Annotated in this window: 23 protein-coding genes; 9 read left to right on the plus strand and 14 right to left on the minus strand. The window is 65.4% G+C overall.

The features are described 5' to 3' along the window. Window positions 1-15 precede the first annotated feature (15 nt). The 3 genes from AC5RT4_RS07235 to AC5RT4_RS07245 all read left to right on the plus strand — a co-directional run bounded on the left by AC5RT4_RS07235 (window position 16) and on the right by AC5RT4_RS07245 (window position 3,192). The gene (locus tag AC5RT4_RS07235; RefSeq protein WP_494105318.1) at window positions 16-984 is read left to right on the plus strand and encodes a 1,4-dihydroxy-2-naphthoyl-CoA synthase; all 969 of its coding nucleotides are present in this window, start codon (window positions 16-18) and stop codon (window positions 982-984) included. A 13-nt stretch (window positions 985-997) separates the two neighbouring features. Beyond that, complete coding sequence (locus tag AC5RT4_RS07240) at window positions 998-2,242, plus strand: AMP-binding protein (RefSeq protein WP_494105319.1); 1,245 nt, start codon at window positions 998-1,000, stop codon at window positions 2,240-2,242. Between the two features lie 68 nt (window positions 2,243-2,310). Next, the gene (locus AC5RT4_RS07245; protein WP_494041517.1) at window positions 2,311-3,192 is read left to right on the plus strand and encodes a 1,4-dihydroxy-2-naphthoate polyprenyltransferase; all 882 of its coding nucleotides are present in this window, start codon (window positions 2,311-2,313) and stop codon (window positions 3,190-3,192) included. 40 nt (window positions 3,193-3,232) lie between these two features. Here AC5RT4_RS07245 and AC5RT4_RS07250 read toward each other — a convergent pair whose 3' ends face one another. Beyond that, complete coding sequence (locus AC5RT4_RS07250) at window positions 3,233-3,544, minus strand: DUF4229 domain-containing protein (RefSeq protein ID WP_494041516.1); 312 nt, start codon at window positions 3,542-3,544, stop codon at window positions 3,233-3,235. A 62-nt stretch (window positions 3,545-3,606) separates the two neighbouring features. Here AC5RT4_RS07250 and AC5RT4_RS07255 point away from each other — a divergent pair, with 62 nt between their 5' ends. Together AC5RT4_RS07255 and AC5RT4_RS07260 are read left to right on the plus strand one after the other, a co-directional pair. Beyond that, window positions 3,607-4,008 (plus strand): PLD nuclease N-terminal domain-containing protein, encoded by a 402-nt coding sequence (locus tag AC5RT4_RS07255; protein WP_494105320.1) that lies wholly within the window; start codon window positions 3,607-3,609, stop codon window positions 4,006-4,008. 6 nt (window positions 4,009-4,014) lie between these two features. Further along, window positions 4,015-4,623 carry a hypothetical protein gene (locus AC5RT4_RS07260; protein ID WP_494105321.1) on the plus strand — a complete coding sequence of 203 codons (609 nt, stop codon included), beginning with the start codon at window positions 4,015-4,017 and terminating at the stop codon, window positions 4,621-4,623. A gap of 23 nt (window positions 4,624-4,646) precedes the next feature. Here the strand turns inward: AC5RT4_RS07260 and AC5RT4_RS07265 are convergent, their stop codons facing one another. The 10 genes from AC5RT4_RS07265 to AC5RT4_RS07310 all read right to left on the minus strand — a co-directional run bounded on the left by AC5RT4_RS07265 (window position 4,647) and on the right by AC5RT4_RS07310 (window position 18,797). After that, window positions 4,647-6,140 carry a dynamin family protein gene (locus AC5RT4_RS07265; RefSeq protein ID WP_494105322.1) on the minus strand — a complete coding sequence of 498 codons (1,494 nt, stop codon included), beginning with the start codon at window positions 6,138-6,140 and terminating at the stop codon, window positions 4,647-4,649. Next, the gene (locus AC5RT4_RS07270; RefSeq protein ID WP_494041743.1) at window positions 6,137-8,131 is read right to left on the minus strand and encodes a dynamin family protein; all 1,995 of its coding nucleotides are present in this window, start codon (window positions 8,129-8,131) and stop codon (window positions 6,137-6,139) included. Before AC5RT4_RS07270 ends, AC5RT4_RS07265 begins: the two co-directional genes overlap by 4 nt. 142 nt (window positions 8,132-8,273) lie before the next feature. Next, entirely contained in the window at window positions 8,274-9,407 is a 1,134-nt protein-coding gene (locus AC5RT4_RS07275; RefSeq protein ID WP_494105323.1) for an IniB N-terminal domain-containing protein, read from the minus strand. Window positions 9,408-9,571: 164 nt separating this feature from the next. Then, window positions 9,572-11,635: a LuxR C-terminal-related transcriptional regulator gene (locus AC5RT4_RS07280; protein ID WP_494105324.1), complete on the minus strand. Its 2,064-nt coding sequence runs from the start codon at window positions 11,633-11,635 to the stop codon at window positions 9,572-9,574. A 1-nt stretch (window position 11,636) separates the two neighbouring features. Beyond that, window positions 11,637-13,703 (minus strand): Hsp70 family protein, encoded by a 2,067-nt coding sequence (locus AC5RT4_RS07285; protein ID WP_494105325.1) that lies wholly within the window; start codon window positions 13,701-13,703, stop codon window positions 11,637-11,639. A gap of 152 nt (window positions 13,704-13,855) precedes the next feature. Further along, the gene (gene ccsB / locus AC5RT4_RS07290) at window positions 13,856-14,941 is read right to left on the minus strand and encodes a c-type cytochrome biogenesis protein CcsB (RefSeq protein WP_494105326.1); all 1,086 of its coding nucleotides are present in this window, start codon (window positions 14,939-14,941) and stop codon (window positions 13,856-13,858) included. Continuing rightward, complete coding sequence (resB, locus tag AC5RT4_RS07295) at window positions 14,941-16,710, minus strand: cytochrome c biogenesis protein ResB (protein WP_494105327.1); 1,770 nt, start codon at window positions 16,708-16,710, stop codon at window positions 14,941-14,943. Before resB ends, ccsB begins: the two co-directional genes overlap by 1 nt. Continuing rightward, window positions 16,710-17,465, minus strand: coding sequence for a cytochrome c biogenesis CcdA family protein (locus AC5RT4_RS07300; RefSeq protein ID WP_494105328.1), 756 nt, complete (start codon window positions 17,463-17,465; stop codon window positions 16,710-16,712). Before AC5RT4_RS07300 ends, resB begins: the two co-directional genes overlap by 1 nt. A gap of 10 nt (window positions 17,466-17,475) precedes the next feature. After that, window positions 17,476-18,114, minus strand: coding sequence for a TlpA family protein disulfide reductase (locus AC5RT4_RS07305; RefSeq protein WP_494105329.1), 639 nt, complete (start codon window positions 18,112-18,114; stop codon window positions 17,476-17,478). Between the two features lie 2 nt (window positions 18,115-18,116). Beyond that, entirely contained in the window at window positions 18,117-18,797 is a 681-nt protein-coding gene (locus AC5RT4_RS07310) for a histidine phosphatase family protein (protein ID WP_494105330.1), read from the minus strand. 210 nt (window positions 18,798-19,007) lie between these two features. On the opposite strand from AC5RT4_RS07310, the gene AC5RT4_RS07315 reads away from it, so the two are divergent. The 3 genes from AC5RT4_RS07315 to AC5RT4_RS07325 all read left to right on the plus strand — a co-directional run bounded on the left by AC5RT4_RS07315 (window position 19,008) and on the right by AC5RT4_RS07325 (window position 21,044). Continuing rightward, the gene (locus AC5RT4_RS07315) at window positions 19,008-19,556 is read left to right on the plus strand and encodes a YceI family protein (RefSeq protein WP_494105331.1); all 549 of its coding nucleotides are present in this window, start codon (window positions 19,008-19,010) and stop codon (window positions 19,554-19,556) included. Between the two features lie 102 nt (window positions 19,557-19,658). After that, complete coding sequence (locus AC5RT4_RS07320; protein WP_494041503.1) at window positions 19,659-20,129, plus strand: hypothetical protein; 471 nt, start codon at window positions 19,659-19,661, stop codon at window positions 20,127-20,129. 135 nt (window positions 20,130-20,264) lie between these two features. Beyond that, window positions 20,265-21,044, plus strand: a complete 780-nt coding sequence (locus tag AC5RT4_RS07325; RefSeq protein WP_494041502.1) for a hypothetical protein — start codon at window positions 20,265-20,267, stop codon at window positions 21,042-21,044. A 50-nt stretch (window positions 21,045-21,094) separates the two neighbouring features. Here AC5RT4_RS07325 and AC5RT4_RS07330 read toward each other — a convergent pair whose 3' ends face one another. Both AC5RT4_RS07330 and AC5RT4_RS07335 read right to left on the minus strand, forming a co-directional pair. Then, window positions 21,095-21,799: a redox-sensing transcriptional repressor Rex gene (locus tag AC5RT4_RS07330; protein WP_494041501.1), complete on the minus strand. Its 705-nt coding sequence runs from the start codon at window positions 21,797-21,799 to the stop codon at window positions 21,095-21,097. Between the two features lie 103 nt (window positions 21,800-21,902). Then, window positions 21,903-22,157: a glutaredoxin family protein gene (locus AC5RT4_RS07335; RefSeq protein ID WP_494041500.1), complete on the minus strand. Its 255-nt coding sequence runs from the start codon at window positions 22,155-22,157 to the stop codon at window positions 21,903-21,905. Between the two features lie 83 nt (window positions 22,158-22,240). Here AC5RT4_RS07335 and AC5RT4_RS07340 point away from each other — a divergent pair, with 83 nt between their 5' ends. Continuing rightward, window positions 22,241-23,059 (plus strand): HAD family hydrolase, encoded by an 819-nt coding sequence (locus tag AC5RT4_RS07340; RefSeq protein ID WP_494105332.1) that lies wholly within the window; start codon window positions 22,241-22,243, stop codon window positions 23,057-23,059. Window positions 23,060-23,135: 76 nt separating this feature from the next. On the opposite strand, the gene AC5RT4_RS07345 is transcribed toward AC5RT4_RS07340, so the two are convergent. Then, on the minus strand, window positions 23,136-23,234 hold the full coding sequence (locus AC5RT4_RS07345; RefSeq protein WP_003792170.1) for a 30S ribosomal protein bS22: 99 nt from the start codon (window positions 23,232-23,234) through the stop codon (window positions 23,136-23,138). Window positions 23,235-23,355 lie beyond the last annotated feature (121 nt).

Below are 23,355 nucleotides of genomic sequence, written 5' to 3' on the forward strand. Positions count from 1 at the left end.
TACTAGACTTGGACGGTGAGCAACCAAATTCCCGCCTCGGTGTCCGACGTCTTCGATCCAACCCGCTGGCGCGTTGTGTCCGGCTTCGGCGACTTCCAGGACATGACCTACCACCGGCAGGTGGAGCGGGACGCCGACGGCGGATGGGTGCGTGACCTGCCCACGGTGCGGATTGCTTTCAACCGCCCCGAGGTCCGCAATGCTTTCCGGCCGGGAACAGTGGATGAGCTCTATCGGGCCATGGACCACGCACGGATGTCCCCTGACGTCGCCACGGTGCTGCTCACCGGGAACGGCCCCTCCCCCAAAGACGGCGGCCACTCCTTTTGTTCGGGCGGGGACCAGCGGATCCGGGGCCGGGACGGCTACCGGTACGTAGTGCAGGATGAAGCCAACGGCGAGGCCCGGGAAAGCATCGACCCCGCGCGGGCCGGGAGGCTTCACATCCTGGAGGTCCAGCGGCTGATGCGCACCATGCCCAAGGTGGTCATCGCCGTCGTCAACGGCTGGGCGGCGGGGGGCGGGCACTCCCTGCACGTCGTCTCCGATCTCACCATCGCCTCCCGCCAGCACGGCAAGTTCAAACAGACGGACGCCACCGTCGGCAGCTTCGATGCAGGCTACGGCTCCGCCCTGCTGGCCCGCCAGATCGGGCAAAAGGCCGCCAGGGAGATCTTCTTCCTGGCCCGCGAATACTCGGCGGAGGACATGGTCCGGATGGGCGCCGTCAATGAGGCCGTGGACCACGAACGCCTTGAAGAGGTGGCCCTGGAATATGCCGCCGATATCGCCCGGCAGTCTCCGCAGGCAATCCGGATGCTCAAATTCGCCTTTAATCTTGCCGACGACGGCCTGGCGGGCCAGCAGGTATTCGCAGGCGAAGCCACCCGGTTGGCTTATATGACGGACGAAGCGGTGGAGGGCAAGGAAGCGTTCCTGGAGAAACGCGATCCCGACTGGTCCAGCTTCCCGCACTACTTCTAAGGCAGGACCGGCGATGACCACCAGGCAACAAAACACGGAAGCCCAAAACAACGAACCGCTTCGAACAGGCGCACCCAACAGCGGCATCCTTGATATCGACCCTGCCCTGAAGGCACTGGCCGCCGCCCTCCACGGCGAGGGCCCCGCCGTCGAACTGTCCGTTGGTGAGAACGGCGCCCTGGTTGTGGGCCATGTCGAAACTCCAGGCTGTGATGACGCCGTTGCCGTGGTGCGCACCTCCGGTTCCACGGGAACGCCCAAAGCCACTGTGTTGACGGTGGAATCTCTGGCCGCGTCCTCGATGGCAACTGCCCTGGCGCTCAAGGGTGAGGGCCAGTGGCTCCTGGCGCTGCCCGTCCAGTACGTTGCGGGCATCCAGGTGCTGGTGCGTTCGCTGTTCGCAGGCACCCGCCCCTGGGTAATGGACATGTCAGGCGGCTTCACGCCCGAGGCGTTCACCGCCGCCGCGCAGGAACTGACGGACAAGATCCGCTTCACCTCCCTGGTTCCCACGCAGCTTCAGCGCCTCCTCGACGCGCCGTCCCCGGAGACCCTCGCAGTGCTCCGCCGCTTCAACGCCGTCCTGTTGGGCGGCGCGCCTGCCCCGGCCGCGCTGCTGTCCGCGGCCAGGGACGCCGGCGTCAGGGTTATCACCACCTATGGTTCGGCCGAGTCCTGCGGCGGCTGCATTTACGACGGCTTCCCGCTTGAAGGGGTGTCCGTCCGCGTTGAGCAGGACGGCCGCATCCTGCTCGGCGGCGACACCATCGCCGCCGGCTACCTGGAAGCGCCGGACGAGGCGGGCAGCACCTTTTTCGAGGAGGACGGCGTGCGCTGGTACCGCACCAGCGATCTTGGCAGCATTGACGACGACGGCCGGCTAACCGTCCTGGGCCGCGCCGACGACGTCATTATCACCGGCGGGGTCAAGGTTTCCGCGGCGCATGTGCAGGAGGAGCTGGAAAAGTCCGACGCCGTCGCCGCGGTCTTTGTGGCCGGCGTCCCGTCCGCGGAATGGGGCCAGGCCGTGGCGGCCTACGTTGCACTGGCCAACCCGCGGGCAGGCACTGGGGAGCGCGCTGAACCCGCGGCGGGCCGGGAACACGCCGTCGTCCTTGAACAGGAATGGCACCGGACACTCGGCATTCTGGCGCCCAAAACCGTCCTGGCCGCGCCCTCGCTGCTGATGCTGCCCAACGGCAAACCGGACCGGCTGGCCATGGCCGCTGAACTCAACGCCCTGCACCAGGGAAAGTAAAGTAGACCTGCACCACGTGGCAGGACCCCTCTCCTGCCACCTTCCCAAAGTAACGCGAGGTACTGACCGTGGCTACAGCCGCACACTGGATCCAAGGCGCCCGACTCCGAACACTGCCGGCCGCGATCGCGCCGGTACTGATCGGTTCCGCCGCTGCGTATGAAATGGATTCGTTCCTGCTTTTCAACGCCATCCTCGCGGCTTTGGTGGCCCTGCTGCTCCAGGTGGGTGTCAACTTCGCCAACGATTACTCTGACGGCATCCGAGGCACGGACGACGACCGCGTTGGCCCGCTCCGGCTGGTGGGTTCAGGAGCCGCAAGCCCGGAACACGTGAAGCGGGCGGCGTTCGGCGCGTTTGCTGCCGCCATGGTCTTCGGGCTGATCCTGGTGGTAATCACCCAGAGCTGGTGGCTGATCCTGGTCGGGCTTGGCTGCGTGATGGCCGCCTGGGGCTACACCGGCGGAAAGAACCCGTACGGCTACATGGGCCTGGGCGACGTTTTTGTGTTTGTGTTCTTCGGCCTGGTGGCGACGCTGGGCACCACGTACACGCAGGCCGGGCAGATCAACCTGCCGGCCATCATCGGTGCTATCGGCACAGGGCTTATCGCCACCGCGCTGCTGATGGCCAACAACGTCAGGGACATCCCCACGGACACCCAGGCCGGCAAGAAGACCCTCGCCGTTCGGCTGGGTGACAAGCACGCCCGGGAGAGCTATGTGCTGATGCTTGCCGTGGCCATCATGCTTGTGGTGATCCTGGCCCCGGGGCGGCCGTGGATGCTGATCGTCCTGCTGCTGATTCCGGCGTGCCTGATGCCCGCGTGGCTGATGATCAACGGCCGCAAGCGCAAGAGCCTCATCCCGGTCCTGAAACAGACCGGCCTGATCAACCTCGGATACAGCCTGCTGTTCTCACTGGGCCTGGTACTGAGCCACGGCTTTTAGGTTGCCGGCCTGCCGCTGCAGGCGTTTGGGGTCCGTCGCGCTAGGAGCGTTTCGGGTCCTTGGCATCGTTGCTGATGGCGATGTCCGGATTGGCGTCCAGGAGCGCGTCCTCCGCGTGGGCGTCCTGGACCTCGCTGGCTGAACGGATCGGCTTGGCCTTGCCGGAGAAACGATGGTGGATGGCTGCGGCTGCCTCGTCACGCTGCTTCTGGAAAAACAGGTAGCTGACGGCGAATGCGATCAGTGCTGCGCAAATGACGGACATCAGCGCGCCCAGCTGCAACAGCATAAAAACCACGAACAGGGGCACGAACAGAGCAAGGCGGATCAGGGAATATTTCAAAAAGGCCACTATTCCAGTTTAGCCGCCTCCCGCCCGGGGCCCCCGCGCCTGCTGACGATAGACTTATTTGCATGCTCCTCCGTGTGGCTTTGGCCGTCGCAGTCCTCGTCATCTTTGTGTATGGCCTTGTGGATGTGATCCGCACTGATGGACGCCTCACCCGGGGGATCTCCAAGCCGGCCTGGATTGTGGTCATGATTGTCCTGCCGGTACTTGGCGCCATTCTTTGGCTTCTGATTGGCCGCCCGCGGGGAACTTCCGGCCAGCAGCAGAGCCGGCGCCATCCCACCGCCCCGGACGACGACCCGGACTTCCTCCGCAACCTTGAGGCCCGGCGCCGCCAGCAGGCAGAGGCGGAGCGGCTCAAGAAGCTCAAGGACGAACTGGACGCCAAGGCGAAGGACCACGACGGCAAAGGCAGCGGCAAGGACAAGCACGAGACCGACGAACACGATACCGACGGACTGAAGTAGGAGCGTATGGCCCAGGAACCTGACGGAGAAGACCGGCTGCGGACCGCAACCCAAGGGGCCGCAGCCCCGCCTTCACCCGCAGGCCCGCCGGCGCCGCCGCCAAGGCCAGGGCTGTCCTACTCCGCACCGGCGCCCATCGCCGTGGTCCCGGCAGCTCCCCGCAGCATCAAGAATGCACGCACCCTCTGGCTCCTCAGCTTCGCAGCCGGGCTGGCCGTCCTGGTGGGATCCTTCCTCACCCGCGATTCGCATCTTGAACGCCTGCGGACGGTGGTGGAGCAGATGGCCCCCGGCGGCGACGCCGAAGCGGTCACTACGGCCACCGGCATCGTCTTTTGGGGCAGCCTGGCAGCTGTCCTCCTGGTGATCCTGCTGGAAGCCGCTATGCTCGGCGTCGTCATGGGACGGCAAGGCTGGGCCCGCTGGGCTCTGCTGCCGCTCCTCGCCGGGCACGTCATCGTCCTGGTACTGGCCTCCGCCTTCCTTGTTCCTGAAGGCGACGCCGGCAGTTATGTGGTTCTGCTGTGGGGACTCCAGCTCCTGCTGGCGCTCGTTGGGCTGGTGCTGTTCTTCATGCCTTCCGCCAACGCCTGGTTGAAATCGGGCCGGGACTAAGCCCGGCGCGGCCCGCCGTCCCGTTATGCGGGCTGGCGGGCCAACGGCAAAGCAGACTGGGCAACAATGCCCTCGCAGCTGCGGATAACCACCCGGCACGTGTCAAGGGCTGAACGGTCAGTCAACGGGTTTTCGGCCAGAGCCCGCCACCGCCCCAAGTAGTGCCGCGCCTCCGCCGCCAGTTGTTCCGGACCCGCATCCGGGTCGAGGCCAAGGCGGATGTGGGGTGCTGCGCCCCAGCCTCCAATGAGGCCCTCGGCTTCGTTCGCCAGCTCCGAGTCGAGTGCTACACCAGTGGTCCGAAGGGTTGCCAGCAGCCGCAGTTCCCGGAACTCATGGGCGTTCACCTGCAGCCGTTCGAGGGCAGCGGCCAGATGCCCTGTCCCCTCACGCGGGGATGTGCGCAGCAGGGTTTCCACCCCCACCAAAGCGGTCCTGGCCTTCAGTGCCTCGGCGCGGGCCTGGAACTGCCGGTTCAGCATCTCAAGCAGTGGATTCAGTCCGCTGCGCCGGGCCAGCTCGTGCGCCAGGGGCGTGGGCTCGGCAAATCCATTGCGGATGAGGACCACGGCCAAGCGGATGCCGAACAGGCCAAACCTTTCCAGCAGCGAGGCGCGGGCCGCCGTCGTCAGCCCTTCCGGGCAGGCGGCGGACCGCACAAACCGGTCCGCCGAGAGCAGCAGCTTTTCCCGGTCCACCCGTTCCATCCCGGCCAGCAGCTGCAGAGCCTCGAAGTCGGACTGCCGCAGGCTCCGTGCGCTTTGCGCCAGGAGCCCGGCCACGGGGACCACCCCCAGCGCCAGCTTCCGCAGGCTGTGGTCCTGGCGGTACCTGTCGGCGATCTCCCCGGCGGAGAGAAGGGAGTCAATACGCCCTGCTCCCACTTCATCGGCCCGGGAGAGAACCGCCAGGGCGTTGACTGTCCCGGACCGCCCTGCCTCGGTGTCCTTGAAGGATTCGAGGAAGCGGAGGTCGGAGGCGTGCATGTGGCGCATCAGGTAGATGATGGCGTCCGCCTCTGACGGGGTGTCTTCCGGAGTCAGGAAATTAGTGGACCGGGCAGACACGTCCCCGGAGAGCGAAGCTATGCCAGGGGTATCTATCAAGGTCATGTCCCGCAGGCCCGGGGAGGGCCACTCGACATCCAGCCTGTCCACCTCCTCGGCCAGGACGTTGCCCAGCACAAACACCAGGCGGCCGTCCACGCGCTTCACCGGGAGGCTGCGCGGTTCGCCTTCCACTGGGTACAGCGTGATCCTGGGGGTGTGGCCGTAGCGGTACCACGTAACGATGCGCGTGCACTCCCCCGTGTCCGTGGGAGCTATCTCTTCACCGAGGATGGCGTTCAACAGGGTGGACTTTCCGGCTTTTACCATCCCGGCAACGGCGATCCGAAGGGGTTCGGCCAGCCGCCGGGCATAACCCTCCAGGGCGGCCGCAGCTGCAGGATCCTCACGGTAAACCTCCAGCGCCTCCTGGACCAGGTCCGCCGCCCCCGTGATGGTTGACTCGGTCATCCCACCGCCGCCACGGCCGAGGGCGCCGGGATGCGGGCTGCACCGGTTGTTGATCCTGCACCGCCGGGACCGGCACTGTCAGCGCCGGCAGTGTCCGGGCCGGCAGTGTCCGGGCTGGCAGTGTCCGGGCTTCCAGTGGCCGGGCCGGCAGGCCGGAGGGCTTTCGCTGCGCTCGAGGCGACCTCGGCAGCCACTGCTTCGGCCGCCCGCGACAGGGCATCCACATTCTTAAGTTCTGCCTTGATCTCGCGGATGCGTACGTCCTTCTTCAAAGCGTACGTCGTGGCAGCCTTTTGGGCCGCAGCCACGGAATCCTGCAATGAGCGGTGGTGCTCGTCCGCGATCTCGGTGAAGTGGTCCCGCGTGGAGCGCTGGACCAGCCGCAGCCGGTCCTTCAACTGCTTGCCCACCTGGAACGTGACGTCATCCAGTTGCCGCCGGACCAGCGCCTTTGCCTCGCCCTGCCGGCGCTTAAGCCGTGCTTCCTTGTCCTCCCGGTAGGCCTTGCGGCCCAGCAACAGGCCGGCGCCCACGGAGAGCGGGTTGATCAGGGCCATTCCGAAGATGCCCGTCAGAAGGCCAAACATGAGCACGCCGCCGTAGGAGCCGCGCATGCCGATCAGCACCTTCTGCGCGGAGTTGATGCGGCCGTCATCGAGGACGGGCATGTCGTCCACGGGGTCCAGGGCGTCTCCGGTGTCGGAGACATGAAGGACGGGCAGGGTCACTTCCTCTGCGGCGAAGTGTTCGGCAACCTGGGTGGCCAGCCATTGGGCGCGCTCGTTGGTCCACACAAACGTGTCCGAGATGGCGGCCGCGGCGCACTCCTCCAGCCACTTCGAGAACTGGGGCCACGCGGGGCCGGGGTCGCCCTGGTCGATGGCGGTTTCAGCTTCGCGCTGGATGCGGCGCAGGCGGTCCCGAAGGTCGTACTCCATGTCGGCAATGAGGTCGCTGATGCCGTCGTTGAGCGTGATCTGCCACCGTGCGGAGCGCTTGCGGAGGTCGTCGGCTTCGGCCCGGGCCGCCTCGAGGCCGGCGATCATTTGCGGTGTCCGCTCCGGGTTTTCCAATGCTTCCAGCTCGGACTGCAGCGACAGGCGGAGGTTCTCGCACACAGAGAGCAGGTCCTGGCTGACTGAGCGCCGCTGAAGGCGCTCCGCCTTGCCCACAATCTCGTTGCGGATGTGGGTTATCAGCCCAGGGAAGCCGGACTCCGCGTTCAGTTCACCGTCCTGGAGGCGTGCCGCCTCGAGCCGGAGGTCGGAGGAAACCGAATACAGGGGGATGTCCTGGGCAACCTGTGCCAAGTGCCCCCGGTCAATCTCTTCGACGCGCCGCCAGTCCGGGTAGAGGTCCGTCTTGGACAGGACACCCACAACGCTGGGGGTGATCCGCATGGCCTGGCGAAGGAAGCGCAGTTCCGGTTCCGTGTACTCCTGCGAGGCATCGGAAACCAGCAGCATGGCGTCTGCAGTAGGAAGGGCAGTAAGGGTAGTCAGCGTGTGGGACGAATTAAGTCCCCCCACGCCCGGGGAGTCAATGATTGTGAGGCCGCCCGTTAGCAGCTTCCGGGGCAGGTAGACCTCACCTGCAACGAGTTTCTTGCTGTTTCCGGGGTTGCCCCGCTCGGAAACATAGTTGGCGAGATCCGCAATGGGAACAGGTTGGCGTTCGACGCCGGCCTCGTCGCCGGCGTCCGCGTCACCTTTGGGGACCAGGATGGCGGCCGAGGCAGGGTCTCCGTAGCGGACAACCGTGGGGACGGAGGTGGCAATGTCGTCATCGACAGGACAGACCGGGGCATTCACCAGCGCGTTAATGAGCTTGCTCTTGCCTTGTTTGAATTCACCGACGACGATGACCCGGACACTGGGGTCCTTCAGCCTTCCCATTGCCTGGTCAAGGCGTTTGCGGAGATCGGTTCGGTCCCCCGTACCCACGAGCTCAAGGCCTTGCTGCACCAGCCGTACGAGTTGAGCCGCCGTCATCGGTGCCGACGGTCTTGCCTGTCCTGCTTCTGCCACAGCGTGTCCTTTACGTCAGGTCATGATCGGAAACGAGAGGTAAACCGAGGAGAGCCCGGCAGGAGGTGGATGCCTCCTGCCGGGCGCTTACTGTACCTCGGAATTGCTAGCCTGCGAAGGCGTCGTCGCCGGCGACTGCGATCTCGTTGTCCTCAACGTTCACGTCCACCTCGGTGTTGGTGGAGTTGTCCTCTGTGAAGGTGAGTTCGTTGTCAGCCACAACAACGTTGTCCTCGACGTTGGTGTAGTCGACGGTGTTGTCGGCAACCACCACGTTGTCCTCGATGTTGGTGTTGGTCTCAGTGGAGTTGTCCTGGAACGAATCCTGGATGTCAACGTCCACGTCGGTGTCGACGGAGTTGTCGTTGAACGAGTCGTTCAGCTCCACGTTGGTCTCGGTCTCGTTGAACGAGTCCTCGATCTCGACGTCGGTGTTGATGGAGTTGTCCGAGTTGTCCGTCAGCTCAACCGAGTTGTCGTTGAAGGAGTCCTCAATCTCGACATCGGTCTCGGTGGAGTTGTCCGAGTTGTCGTTGAACGAGTCATCGATGTCGGCATCAACATCCACATCGGTGTTGAAGGAGTCGTCAATCTCCGTGTTGCCGATGTTGACGTCGCCGCCGGCGTTGACGGAGTTGTCCGTCGAGTTATCAGTCTTGGTCGAGTTGTCCGTGTTGTAGGAGTCCTCGATGTTGTTGGAGTCTTCTACGTCGGCGTCGTCGCCGGCAGCGATTGCGCGGTCACCGGAGGCAACGACGGAATCGTTGTCGAACCACTGGTTGACGTCACCGTCGGCCCAGATGTTCTGGTTGACGGACTGGTCGGTGATGGTGTCGCGGTCATCAACCGTCGTGGTGTAGGAGTAGTTGTTCACTACGTGATGGAGCTGCTGGACGGCGTGAGCGTGATCGTCGCCACCGGTGTTTCCGCCGCCGGTGTTTCCCCCGCCGTGGTGTCCGCCGCCGTGGTTGCCGCCACCTGTGCTTCCGCCGCCGGCGTTGGGTCCGGTCCAGGCCGTGTTGCCACCGGTGTTGTACTCACGGTCGAACGAGGAAGCGTTCACGGTGACCGGAGCGTAATCCAGAACAACCGGCATTGCGGCGTCCACGTCGGCTGAGCAAACCTTGCCCAGGCCGTGGTCTTCCAGAACCTTTTCCGGATCATCCAGGAAGTCCTGTGCGGCCTGACGGTCGCCAAAGAGGTGCATCAGGAACTGGACGAGATCGTTTGCGAGTGTCATTGGAATGTCCCCTAATTTCTTTGAGTTGCCCTTGGCCCGACTTCGTTGCCGGGCATGAATCAAACGTACGGTTCCCCTCCGGGACCGGGCATCGGGCCGTTTCCCCCTGCCGGCGGATCCCCTGCCGGGGAACCGCCGGCCGTCCGATTAGGGGTATTAGGGGTTTAGTCCTGTTGGGGATTCTCGGCACCCAGGGCCAGGCGCAGCCTGGCCAGGAGATCCGACCGGTTCTCTGCACCGAGCCGCCGGCGCATCCGGGCAATGTGGTGTTCGGCAGTCCGGGGAGAGATGTAAATCGTCTCCCCGATCTCCCGATACGTTTTGCCCTCAAGCACCAGCCGAGCCACTTCCTTTTCACGCTCGCTCAGCCCGGAACCGTCCGGCTGCATGCCGGTGGCCGGTTCGTTGCCGGAAGCAGTCTGGGAGTCCTGCACGCCGGAGGTTCCGTTTCCCGCCGAACTTCCCTGCGGGTGAAGGTCCCTGGCGCAGGACAACAGGCGCACCATGTCCTTGCGCTCCTCCGCACGGGCAGCAGCGTGTCCGGCCAGCCTTGCACCTTCCCAAGGCATTCCCACCCTGCCGAGGCCCCGCGCAGCCATTTCGACGTCGGCGGGCTGGAACCTGCGCGCCAGCACCGAAACCCACGCCTTGCCGGCGGCAGCAAGCACAACAGCCAGGTGGCTGTGCTGGGCGGCCCGCGCGAGTGCCGACGCATGCGGGGCCAGCTCCGCCGGGCTTTCACCCAGCAGTGCAGCCTGCACGCCGGCCCAGTGGAAGGGCACCGCCCACAGCGGTGGATCACCAAGGCGCCCCAGCAGCCGCTTGGCCTCGTCGAGGTAGTGCGCCACACGGCGGGTCTCGCGCAGCCGCGCAGCAGTGATCATCAGCTCACCCCACGGCAGCAGGCTGTACAGGTCTACGGACGTGTGCAGCATGGCCTCACGTGCCCGTTCCCAGGCCACAACCAGTTCAGCTATCTCGCCGTTGCGCCGGGCAAGGCCCACTTCCAGCGCCGCCCGCAGGAACTCATCCCTCGGCACCAAAGGCCAGTGGTTGGCTTTTGACGCCTCGTTGATGGCAAGCCTGGCGTCCTCGAGTTTGTCCTGCTGCATGGCCGACCACGCCTGAAGCAGGAAGAGCCGCGGCTTTGCGGCGTTACCGCCCTGCCCTGCAGCGGCTGCCGAGCGGCATACGGTTTCTGCCAGGTGCGGCTCGCCGCTGTGCAGGGCCATCAGCGCTGCGAGGGCGGCAGGAGTATCCGGAAGAGGAAGGGCTGTGCCGGTGGCATTGAGCATGTCAGAGGCATGGATCAGCAGCGGGAGCGCCTGCTGCGGATCCTGCCCCAGCGACTCGAGGATGCCCTTTCCCGTCTGGGTCAGCGCGGCGGCCAGCAGTGTCGGGGATGCCGGCGCATCGCTTTGGAACAGCGACTCCGCTCCGGGCCGGTTGCCGCAGCCAATCATGGCGACGGCGGCCAGCGGCGCCGAGGGTCCCAACCTGGAGGCTCCCAACCAGCTGTAGGCGTCGGCACTGCGTGCCAGCATTCCCCGCTGTGCCCAGACTGCTGACGCGACGTCCACTCCGCGGCGAACGTCAGGCGGTTCCGGACAGACCAGGAGGCTGTCGATGATGCGGGTGGCAGTGTCGAGGTCGCCGTCGGCCGCGGCCGCCTGGGCACGGCGGGCAGCGGTTGCTATCTCGTCAGCTCCGGCCAGGAGTGCCTCTCCGTAAAGCTGTGCGGCCAGAGCAGGATCATGCTCCAGAGCCTTGTCACCCCCGTGCTCCAGCTCAGCGGCAACGTGGGGGTCCGCCAAGCCACCGCGGGCCAGCTCGCGGGCCAGGTCCCCCAGTGGCTGGCGATCTGCCACATACAGGGATACAAGTTCACGCTGCAGTGCGTGCACCCTGGTAGTTGGCGCTACGTTCAGCAGGGCGTGCTGTGCCGGTCCCACGACGCTTCCGTCCGGGGAAAGCAGCCCGGCAGCCTCTGCCCGTGCGGCCAGGGCATCGACGCTTTCCACCTCGCCGCCGTCAATCTTCCGCTGCAAATCTGCAGGCAAGGGTCCGGGCAGCACAAACCCAACCGACAGCGCCAGCAGAAGCTCGCGCACTGCTGCGTTCTCGCCCTTGAGCTGCCGGGCCATCTGCTCGGCAGCCTGGGGGCTTTGATGGTTCAGCTCCGGGTGGAACAGACCATGCACTTCCTCGCGCGTTTGATGACCAGCCATCCTAAACCGCCGGCTCGGAGGTGGTGATCGGCGCAGAAGCGGGAACCGTTTCCGCCGGAGTTACAGGGTCCGCAGGAGGCGGGTCCACCGGTGTCGGGTCCGCAGGAGGAACCGGAGTCGTTGCCGGAGGTTCTGTTACCACCGGCGGTTCTGTCACCACCGGCGGTTCAGTGACCACCGGCGGTTCTGTCACCACCGGAGGCTCGGTCACCACCGGCGGATTCGGGGTCGTCACCGGATCCGGAGTAGTCACCGGCGTGCCGGGGTCAGGAGTGCCAGGACCTGCAGGTGCCGGCTCCCCGGTTCCAGGGTTCGTTACGGGCGTCCCGGCGGGATCCTGAGTCCCGGCAGCTGCTCCGCCGCCGGCTGATCCGGTTGTACCGCCACCTGCAGCAGGGGTACCCGTGCCCGAACCGGCAGTTGCACCGCCTGTGGACCCCCCACCGGCTTGGCCGGAGCCTGCGCCGGCGCTGGACGACGGGCGGCTGGTGGGCGAGGCCTCCACGTCGAGGCCTGCCCCGCCTGCGGACGCGGCTTTCCTGTCCACGCCTGCTTCAATGCCTGCCACCGGTGCCCCGCCGGCTGCTGCGGCTCCCTGACCCGGCCCGCTTCCCCCACCCATACCACCAGGGGCGGAATCGGTCCCCGGCGCGGCTTCCGCTTGCTGGCCGAGGATTGATGTGAGGCTGCTCAAGCCTCCCGGGCTCTGGGCGGCGGTGGCCGTGAGGACAGACACCAGGGCAGCCGCGGCTGCTATGGCTGTCAGCCGGACGGTTGGCTTTGGAGCATGCGCACCGCCGTGGGCATGCCCATGGGCCGGTCCGGCAACCGCACCGGCGGCCGTCGCGCCTTTGCGCGACCAACTGGCCCGGCGTCCCGGCTTGTGATCGGCCACGGCAAGAATCCCGACGGCGGTAAGGCCGGCTTCCGCAGGGTCCTTGCCGGGCGCCGCTTCCGGCGTCGGTTCCTTGGCTTCGGGAACTTCCGCACGAGCCAGAACTGCTGAAACTGCGGCGCCAAGGCAGATGGACGACTTCGGATCGGCGTCGACGGCGATGGGCCGGTCCAGCTGTTCCGATATCAGCTGCGCCACGAGGGGAATCCGCGATGATCCACCGATGAGCAGCACGGCGGTCAGGTCCGCAGGCTTCAGTTCCATCTGGGCCAGTGATTGTTCCAGCGCGTCCACGGTGTCGCGGATGGGTTCCTCGATCAGGGCTTCGAACTCGGACCGTACCAGGCGGACCTGCTGCTGGACGCCGGGAAGAAGGACGGAGATGTTTGCCTCGCTGTCCGCCGAAAGCGCCTCCTTGGCTTCAACGCACTCCCGCCGCAGCCTGGCCAGCGCCCCGCGGACGCCCGCGTCCTCAGGGCTGAGCTTTGATAGGGCATCTCCGGTGTGCGCGGCGACGTAGCGGAACACTTCGGCGTCGAAGTCGGCGCCGCCCAGGTTCTCAATGCCCTCGGGGCGCCCCACCAGCTCAAATCGGCTGCTGCCGGCCTTCCTCAGTACGGCGGTGTCAAAGGTACCTCCGCCGAGGTCGTACACCGCGATGGTACTGCCGTCCTCCACCCGGACCTGGGAGGCGTAATAAAGTGCCGCGGCTTCCGGTTCGGTAACGAGGGTGACGTTCTTCAGGCCCCTGGCGGCCATGGCAGCGAGGATGACCGAGGTGCGGTGGCTGCCCCAGGCGGCAGGATGTGTGAGCACCACCGCCGACGGCGGCGCGCCCTCGCGCTCCTCGGCCAGGTCTGCCACCCAGCGGGCCATGGTGGCGAAAACATCCTCAGGGGGAAGTGACAGCTCCCCTACGGAGATTGGTACGGAGTCGCCCACCCTGCGCTTGAATTCGCGGACCACCCGCGCGGGTGAATCGAGGCCGCGGCGTTCTGCCGCCTCCCCCACCAGGATGGGCCCGTCCTCGGGGTAGTAGATAACTGAGGGCACCGCTGCCCCGCGGAGGCCCAACGGCAGGCCCTCAGGGGCAGGGGAAGATCCCTGGTCAAACCGGGCAATCGCGGCAGCAGTGAAACTGGTGCCGACATCAATGGCGAGCACGTAGCTCATGGGTACCTCGGTGAAACTGGTGTTTCGCCTGCAAGCTTCATCACGGGCGGACTTCACCAAGGTAGCATCACGGCAGGACCGCGAACAGTCCTATTGCTACACCGAATTGTTATTTACGGAAAGTGTCCTTGCCGCTGGTGTTAAAGCTCTGTTCAGAGCCCGGAGTACGAATGCAGCCCGTTGAAGAACTGGTTGACAATGGTGAAATTGAAGATGACGCAGAGGTAGCCGACGATTGACAGCCAGGCCGCCCTGGTGCCTGTCCAGCCCCGTGTTGCCCGGGCGTGCAGGTAACCTGCATAGACAACCCAGATGACAAACGTCCATACTTCCTTGGTGTCCCAGCCCCAGAACCGGCCCCATGCTTTTTCGGCCCAGATGGCCCCGAACATCAGGGTGAAGGTCCAGCCGATGAACGCGATGGCGTTGATCCGGTACGAGAGGTTTTCCAGGCTCAGGGCGGACGGCACCAGGCGCATGAAGCCCAGTTTGTCCGCACCGCCGGCGGCAACGGTCCTCAGCCGGCGTGCCTGCACGAGCTGCAGCGCGGACATCGCAAACGTCAGGGTGAACAAGGCGGAGGAGAGGACCGCGATGGACACGTGGATGATGAGCCAGTAGCTCTGCAGGGCGGGAACCAGATGGCCTACAGGCGTCCAGTACGCAACGGAGGCGGCCACCAGCATGATGATGACCAGCCCCACCACGAACGTGCCGAGGAAGCGCAGGTCGCGGCGGATCAGCACCAGCAGGAACACGGCCACGGCCACGAAGGCGCCGGTGGTGAGGAATTCATACATGTTGCCCCAGGGCACCCGGCCTGCTCCCAGCGCGCGGGTCACCACGCCGGCGCCGTGGATCAGCGCACCCAGGAGGGTGAGGGCCACGGCCACCCGCGCCGGAGCACGACGCTCGCCGGCGTACCGCATGTCCGCGTCGGCGGTAACCATTCCCCCGGCCCCGCTGCCGCCTGAGCGGGCTGCGGACGACGTCGGGCGTTCAGCCCTGCCCGCAGGCCCGGCGAGCTGGGACTCAGTGCGGTCCCCGGCAAGGGCGCCGGCCGGCACCCTTGCTGGCTCTTCTGCCTGTGCCGCCTTCAGGTCAACAGCGCGCAGTGCCTTGCTGCTCTTGGCCAGGTCCCAGGCGAAAGCGATGAAGGCCACCGTGTAGGTGCCGGCAGCCAGCAGCATAAAGAGCTCGCTGTACTGGCCCATGGTCTCGTTGATTCCGTACGGCATTACTGGTCCTTTTCGGGCCCGGCGGGGCCTGCTGTGGTGGTGGCTCGGCCTGCAGTCGTGGCAGGGCCGTCGCTATTATCGCGCGCGCTGCTGGGAGTTTGTTGTGCGGGTCCCGGTCGGGCCGCGGCGGGGTCGATATGCCATTCACCTGACAGCAGTTTCCGCACTGCTTCGGCCTCGGCGGCAAGCCGGTGGTCCTCACCGCGGGCCAGGAGCCCGTACTCCACCATGGTGGAGCCGTCTGCGTTGGTGCCTGTGCGGACCCAGACGCGGCGGCGGTTGACGTAGAGCGAAAGAATCAGGCCTGCGACGGCGAGGAGCGCGAAAATCAGGGCGTAGAGCTGGCCGGGGTTGTGGTGGATGTCCACGCCGATGTAGCGTTTCACGCCGTCAAAGCTGATGCTGCCTTTGCCGTCGGGCAGCGTGTAGCTGCTCCCCGGGGCAAGGGTGATGCCGCCGGCGTCGAGGTTCCTTGCGTTAAGGGGGGTCAGGTCCTGCACATCCAGCTCGAAGACGTTCTGCGGGGAGCCGTCGTCCAGGCCAAGGTCGCCGTAGTAGGAGTTCAGCGTCAGCTGCGGGTTGAAGAGTTCGGGGTCGCCGCTGAAGGACACCCCCTGATCCGAAATGAAGGCCGTAGGCAGGAAGAACCCGGCAAAGCCCAGCTGCTCCGGCTTGGCGTCCGGCACCTTGATCACCACTGAGGAGTAGTAGTTGTCCCCCTGCAACTTAGCCACCACCGGACCCTGCATGGCCACGTTGCCTTCACCGTCCCGGATGGTCACTACGGGAGCGTACCCATTGCCGGTCAGGTAGATGCTGGTGCCGCCCAGGGTGACGGGATCGTTAACCTTCAGGATCTCTTTCCGGGCAGGCGCGTCGGGGTTCTCCTTCGTGGTTACCGCGGCGGAGAAGTCGATGGGCTGGCCCACCTTGCCCTCGGACTCGCGGTCGAACGTGATGTCGAAGTTATCCAGCTGCACTGAGTAGGGCTCGAGCTGGCCCGACTGGAAATTGGTGCCCGGCGTGAACTGGTCATAGCCCACCAGGGTGTTCACAAACGTGTCGCCCTCCACCAGGATCCGCTGGCCGCTGTAGCCGAACAGGCCGCCGACGGCCACGGAAACCAGGACCCCGATCAGGGACGTGTGGAACACCAGGTTCCCCACTTCCTTCGCGAAACCGCGCTCGGCGCCCAGCGAAGGACGCTCGCCGCCGCTGTCCCGGACCTCCACGCGGTAGCCGCGGTTCTTCAGCACCCCGGCGGCGCTGTTGATGGCGTCCGACGCCGGGATCCCGGCGTCGGACGGAATGACCAGGGTGCCGTACTCCGGGAGGCGGGACAGCCGTTTGGGGGTCCGCGGCGGCTGGGAGCGCATTGCCTTGTAGTGGGCGATGGCCCGGGGCACCACGCAACCGATGAGGGAGATGAACAGCAGCAGGTAGATGGCTGAGAACCAGGCCGAGGAGTAGACGTCGTACAGCTGGAGGGTGTCCAGCAGCTTGCCGTAGTCCGGGTTGTCCTTGATGTACTGGGTGACGACGGACGGATTGGCCGGCCGCTGCGGGAAAAGCGAGCCCGGGACTGCGGCGACGGCGAGGAGCAGCAGGAGGAACAGTGCTGTGCGCATGCTGGTCAGCTGGGTCCAGGCCCACCGGAGCATGCCCATCGGCCCCAATACCGGCAGTGCTGCCCCAGCCTTGGCCTCTGACAGCTTGGCGCCACCCACCGGATCCGAAGTCTTCTTCTCTACGTTCACGCGCTCGCTCATCAGATTGGCAACTTCACATCGGTTTGGAACCAGTACTGCAGGCCGGTCACCCAGGTCCCCCAGACGCCGCTGGCCATCAGGAGCCCAAGGACCACCAGGATGCCGCCGCCTATGCGCTGGATGGCGAGGCGGTGCCTGCGGAAGAACGCCATAACACCCATCCCCCGGCGGAGCGCCAGGGCAATGAGCAGGAAGGGAATTCCCAGCCCGAGGCTGTAGACGAACGCAAGGAACGCGCCCTTGGCTGCGGAGGACCCGCCGGAGAGGCTCAGGAGCTGGACCGCTGAATAGGTGGGTCCGATGCACGGTGCCCAACCGAGTCCGAACGTCAAGCCCAGAAGGGGCGCTCCCCACAGTCCGGCCGGCGGCTTGGCGTGGATTTTGGCGTCGCGCTGCAGCCAGCTGAAGCCGCCCATGAACACCACACCCATAACGATCACCAGGATGCCCAGCACCTGTGTGATCCAGGCATTCTGCGAGCCGGTAATCAGGGTGCCCAACTGCCCGAACGCCCCGCCGAGCAGGACGAAGATCACGGAGAAGCCCAGCACGAACAGCCCGATACCAACCAGCATCCGGCCGCGCTTTTGCTTCTCCAGGTCCACACCGCTCAGGCCGGTGACATAGCCGAGGTAGCCCGGAACCAAGGGCAGGACGCAGGGGGACAGGAAGGAGACCAACCCGGCCAGCAGCGCCACCGGAATGGCAAGGAGGAGCGAGCCGTTGAGAATGGCTTCGGCGAAGGGGCTGTTCACGGGTCCGCCGCTACTCTGCCACGGCGGCAGCGATGAGGGCTTTCAGGGTGCCCTTTTGGATTTCGCCCAGGACGCGGGAAGCCACACGCCCCTGCTTATCCAGCACCAGGGTGGTGGGGACGGCTCCGGGGGGAACCAGTCCGCTGACGGCCAGCAGGACGCCGCCGTCCTTGTCGTCAAAGCTGGGGTAGGTCAGGTTGAAGGACTTGTCGAAAGCTTCCGCGGTGGCCTTTTCGTCCCGGAGATTGACCCCAAAGAACTGCACGCCCTGGGGTTTGAATTCCTGGTGAAGTTCCTCAAGGATGGGCGCCTCCACCCTGCACGGTGCGCAGGCGGCGAACCAGAAATTCAGGACGGTGACCTTGCCCTGGAAGTCGGCAGGCGCAACCGCCGTGCCGTTGAACAGCGTGCCGTTGATCTGGACGGCGGACTTCCGGTCGCTGCCAGCGAACTCCGTGACGGAGCCGTCGCCGGCCACGTAGTTCTTGTTGTCCCCGGCCCTTGCCTGCTCTGCGAGGGCGTCCTCCTGGGCACAGGCCGAAAGGCCCAGGGTGAGCGCGGTCAGGGCGAGGCCACCGGCAGCGAGTACGCTGCGGCGGGAGGTGACGGGCAGGCCGGGCCTGCCCCTGGTGGTGGAACTGTCAGTCACTTCTAGGCTCCAGGGGTGCTCGCCGCACCAGGAAGAAGGGACGCCGCGGGTTCGCTGTATTTGACGCGCACAAGGGTGCCGTCGTCATCGAACACCAGTGACGTGATGGAGGTGAGCGTGCACTCGCGCTTGCGCGGATCGTGCCACAGCGGCTTGCCTTCCGCGCTGAGCCGGGTAGCCCAGATGGGAAGCTGGTGGCTGACCATAATTGCTTCCGGGCCTTCTGCCCCGAAGTCGCCGGCAGCCAGTTCGATAGCGAGCAGGCGCGCTTCCTGCGCCGCTTCCATGACTCTTGCCGCCTGCTGCTTGTAGGGCTCGCCCCATGATGGCCGGAGGGGGTTGACCAGCCGCGGCCAGTGCTTGGGCCTGCGCAGTTCGGCCTTGGAGACCTTCATGCCCTCGAAGTAATTCTCTGCCTCGATGATCCGCTCCTCCGTATGGATTTGCAGGTGCAGGGCGTCCGACGTCGGCCGGGCAGTTTCCTGCGCACGGTCCAGCGGCGAGGCGGCAAGGTAAGTGATGCGGGCACCGTTGTCGGCGCGCTGCCGGAAGTGCTCAGCGAGGGTGCGTGCCATCTCCTGCCCCAGTTCCGAGAGGTGGAATTCGGGCAGCCTTCCGTACAAAACGCCGTCGGGATTATGGACCTCGCCGTGGCGGAGCAGGTGGACAGTGGCTTGGGGCATGTTTACCAGTTTCTCAAAGATGGCGTGCGATCCGAAATCTTCTGCGCATGCTTTCTACAAAGAGTAGAACCAAAGTTCTTGAAGAAATGTTCCGAAGCGGGGAACAAAAGATGCAAATGCATGTTTATACTGGATGCAGCAGTTAGTTGATACTTCAATAGATGAAGTTTCAACACCATGGAACAAGCGAACACCTCAAGGAGCAACATCATGGCACTTCCCGCAGACGTCACCACCGGCACCTGGACCCTGGACAATTCCCACAGCGAAATCGGCTTCACCGTCCGCCACGCCGGAATCAGCAAGGTCCGCGGCCAGTTCAAGGAAGCAGCAGCAACCCTGGAACTCGGCCAGGACGTGGCAGACACCCGGATCAACGCCACCGTCCAGACGGCAAGCTTCGACTCCGGTGACGCCAACCGCGACGGCCACGTCCGCGGTGAAGACTTCTTCGATGTCGAGACGTTCCCCGAGATGTCCTTCGTCTCCAACGGACTCGTCGCCAAGGGCACCAGCTACGAACTGACCGGCGACCTCACCATCAAGGGTGTCACCCGCCCCGTCACCCTGGAGACCGAGTTCAACGGTGTGGCCGTGGACCCGTTCGGCAACACCCGCGCCGGTGTCTCCGCTGAGACCACCATCAGCCGCAAGGACTTCGGCCTGACCTGGAACGCCGTCCTCGAAACCGGCGGTGTCCTGGTGAGCGACAAGGTTGCCATCAACCTCGAACTCGCCTTCATCGCTCCCGCAGCGTAGTTCCTGCGCACCTGACTGACGGCGCCCCGGCACCGGCTTCAGCCGGCACCGGGGCGCTACCAATTAAGCCCGCCCTGCAGGCCCAGGGCTACAGTGATGGCCATGAGCAACTTTGACAGCACCAGGCCCCGCAACGGTTTCGCCGGCATGTTCTCGGTGGCCGGGCTCCCCACCGAGCTCAAAGTCTCGTTCTGGATCTGGTTCGTCGGCGGACTGCTGGGCCTTCTTGGCGGAATGCTGGGCATGCTTGCCTCGCTGGTGCTTTTTGCCGCAGCACCCGGTGCGGCGGTTGGGGTTCTCCTGCTCATGCTGCTGGCGGCCGCCGTCGGGGCCGCGCAGATCGTCTTTGCGCTCAAGATGAAAGAGGGAAAGCAGTGGGCCCGGCTGGCCCTCACGGTGTTGACGGGCGTCACCCTGCTTTTGGCCCTTACCAATGTGGCGATGGGCGTTGGCCAGGGCGGCAACTGGGCCGGCTTCCTGATCAGCCTGACGGCAACGGTCCTGCTCTGGCTGCCCAACCCGCAGGCCTGGTTTGCCGCGGTGGGAAACGAAGGCCGGGAACGCAGCCGCTAACAGGGCTGAATACCTCCCTCGAATGACTCATCTGCTGCCCGTGCGGGGGTACGGTGGACTTAAGCCATGCTGGGGGTAGGGCAGAGGACCGAAACCCGGCAGCCTACCAGAACCCGACACGCCAAAGGACAGCCCATGAGTAACCCTCCCGTCCCGCCTCCCGTGCCCAACGATCCGGAGCAGGGCAACCAGCAGCCGCGTTACGGGCAGAATCCGCCGCAGTACGGCCAAAACGCTCCGCAGTACGGGCAAAACCCGCCGCAATACGGGCAGAACCCGCCGCAGTACGGCCAGTCCGGCGCACCACAGTATGGGGAAAACACTCCGCAGTATGGCCAGAACCCGCCGCAGGCTCCGGGCTTTGGCCAGCAGCCGTACGGGCAGCAGCCATACGGCCAGTCCCCCTACGCCCAGTACCCGTCGGAGCAGCCGCAGCCCACGGGCAGCAACGGAGTGCCGCAACTGGTCAACATCTCTTTCTGGCTGCTGATCGCCTCCGCCGCGATCTTCGTCATCTCCATGCTCACCGGACTCACGCAGCTGGACGACCCGGTGTTCCGTCAGACCTTTGAGCAGCAGGTGGAGGGCTCCGGAGCGGGCGTCTCATACGAGGACATCAAGGGCGTCATCGCCGGCACCCTGGTGGTGTTCGCGATCCTGGGCGCAGGGCTCTACCTGTTGGTGGCCTTCTTCATCCGCAAAGGAAAAAACTGGGCCCGCATCCTGGGTACCGTCTTTGCGGCGCTGTCCATCTTCGGCCTTTTCGGTGTCCCGAGTTTCGGAACCCTCGGCACCCTCCTGGGGATCGCCGCCATCGTCCTGCTCTACCTGCCGGCAGCCGCCCCGTACTTCCAGAAGCGGCAGCCTTTCGCCAACCCTTACGGCGGCGGCATGGGCAACCCCTACGGCCGATAAACCGCACACTTCCCGCACCAGCGGGCGTGGGTCCCGGAACCGCTTGAAGCCTAGGCGGTCTGCCCCGGGGCCTGCGCCCGCTGTGCGTGGTAAGCCAGGATCTGCAGTTCTGTGGCCATGTCCACCTTGCGGAGGTTAACCCCCTCCGGCACCTGGAGCATCACGGGCGCGAAGCTCAGGACACTGCGGACACCGGCGGCCACCACTCGGTCGCAGACATCCTGTGCGACGGCGGCCGGCAGCGCCAGCACCACCATGTTTGCCCCGGTGCGGTGCAGCACTGTTTCCAGGTCGGCCACGTCACTGACGCGCAGCCATCCCACTTCGTTGCCCACCACCATCTGGTCGGCGTCAAAGATGGCAACGACGTCGAACCCCCGCGATTCGAAGCCGCCGTACCGTGCCAGGGCCTTGCCAAGGTTGCCCGCGCCTACGATGGCGACCTTCCAGTCGTGCGTCAGCCCGAGCGCAGCGGCGATGTGGCGGCTGAGGTACTGCACCTCGTACCCGACGCCGCGGGTCCCGTAGGAGCCCACGTGGGAGAGGTCCTTGCGCAAGGTAGCTGAACTGACGCCTGAGGCTTCGGCAAGGGATTCCGAGGAGACGCGTTCCACTCCCTCGGCGAGCAGGGTGTTCAAGGCACGCAGGTAGAGCGTCAGCCGGGCCACCGCTGCGGGTGGAATCTGTTTGGCCGGCGTACCCGTGGTGTCCGGAAGATCCGGGACAGCCTGGGGAGTTGGATCCAGCGAAGCCACCAGCCCCTCCCTCGCATCGCGTTGTGACTCCACTCTAGAGCCCTCCGGCCAATGCCAACAAAGCAGCTGTCCATGGGACATGCGCGCTCACGGTACTGAATCCCTATTGCGCCATGGCCCGCTGAAGCACGCGTTCCAGCCGGACTTCATCGATCTTCCAGAAGTCCCGCTGCACGCCGTCCACCAGCACCACCGGAATTTCTTCGGCGTAGCGGTCTCGCAGTTCCGGCTGGTGGTCCACCAGCTCTTCCGTCCACTCAAGCCCCAGCGAGGCAGTCACCCGGCCGACGGCGCCGCGCGCTTCTTCGCAGAGGTGGCAGTCAGCTTTGGTGATCAGGACGACGCGTGGTGTGGCCATGGCTTAACCGTAGCCCCGTTGTCCGGGGCCGGCGACGCCGCCGCCTGCCCTCTGCCCTCTGCCTATTGACTAGACTCGGCTTTATGCCCGAGGAGAAATACGTCGCCGTAGTCACCAAGCCGGTTGTGGCGCCGCAGCCCGGCGAGGCAGCGTTCTTCGATGTGGACAACACCCTCATGCGCGGCGCCAGCCTCTTCCACGTAGCCCGCAAGATGCACCAGCGCGGAGCCTTTACGCTTGCCCAGGCCGCCGGGTTTGCCTGGAAGCAGTTCAAGTTCGTGGCCCGCGGTGAGAACATGGACGACGTCCACGCAGTCCGCGACTCCGCACTGACACTGGCCGCCGGCATCACGGTGGACGACGTCAAGGCCCTCGGCGAAGAGGTCTACGACGAAATGATCGTTTCCCGGATCTGGCCCGGCGCCAAGGCACTGGCCGAGCAGCACCTCCGCGTGGGACGGCGGGTCTGGCTGGTCACGGCGACCCCCATCGAAGTTGCCACCGTGATTTCGACCCGCCTGGGACTGACCGGAGCACTGGGAACCGTCGGGGAGATTTCCGAGGGCATGTACACCGGCCGTTTGGTGGGAGACATCCTGCACGGCTCCGCCAAGGCCCTGGCCGTCCAGGCAATCGCCGACGCCGAGGAGCTCGACCTCAAAGGCTGCTGGGCCTACAGCGACTCCTACAACGACATTCCGCTGCTCACCCTGGTGGGCCACCCGGTGGCCATCAACCCGGACGCCCGCCTGCGCCGCCACGCCCGCGACAACAACTGGCCCGTCTACGACTTCCGTTCCGGCCGCCGCGCGGCCACCTTCGGGCTAAAGGCGGCCACCGCCTGCGGCGCCGTCTACGGAGTCTGGAAAGGCTTTGGCCGCATCCGCGGCCCCCGGATCTGAGTCGTGGCCTGCCTTTAAAATGGAAAGCCCGCCGCCTCGGAAGGCGACGGGCATTTCCACGCTGTTCGAAGTATCTCTACTTCTTGTTGCGGCGCTGGTGACGGGTCTTGCGAAGCAGCTTGCGGTGCTTCTTCTTGGCCATACGCTTGCGACGCTTCTTAATAACTGAACCCACGAAAGTTCCTCACAAACTAGATGCAGTACCTGTCTGATGGAAAGTGTTCGTGGACAGAGCTACGAACTGAACAACTGACAGATTCTTACAATGACGTAAAACGTTCCTTAACAGGGTAACG

This window comes from Arthrobacter sp. sptzw42 (assembly GCF_059089685.1).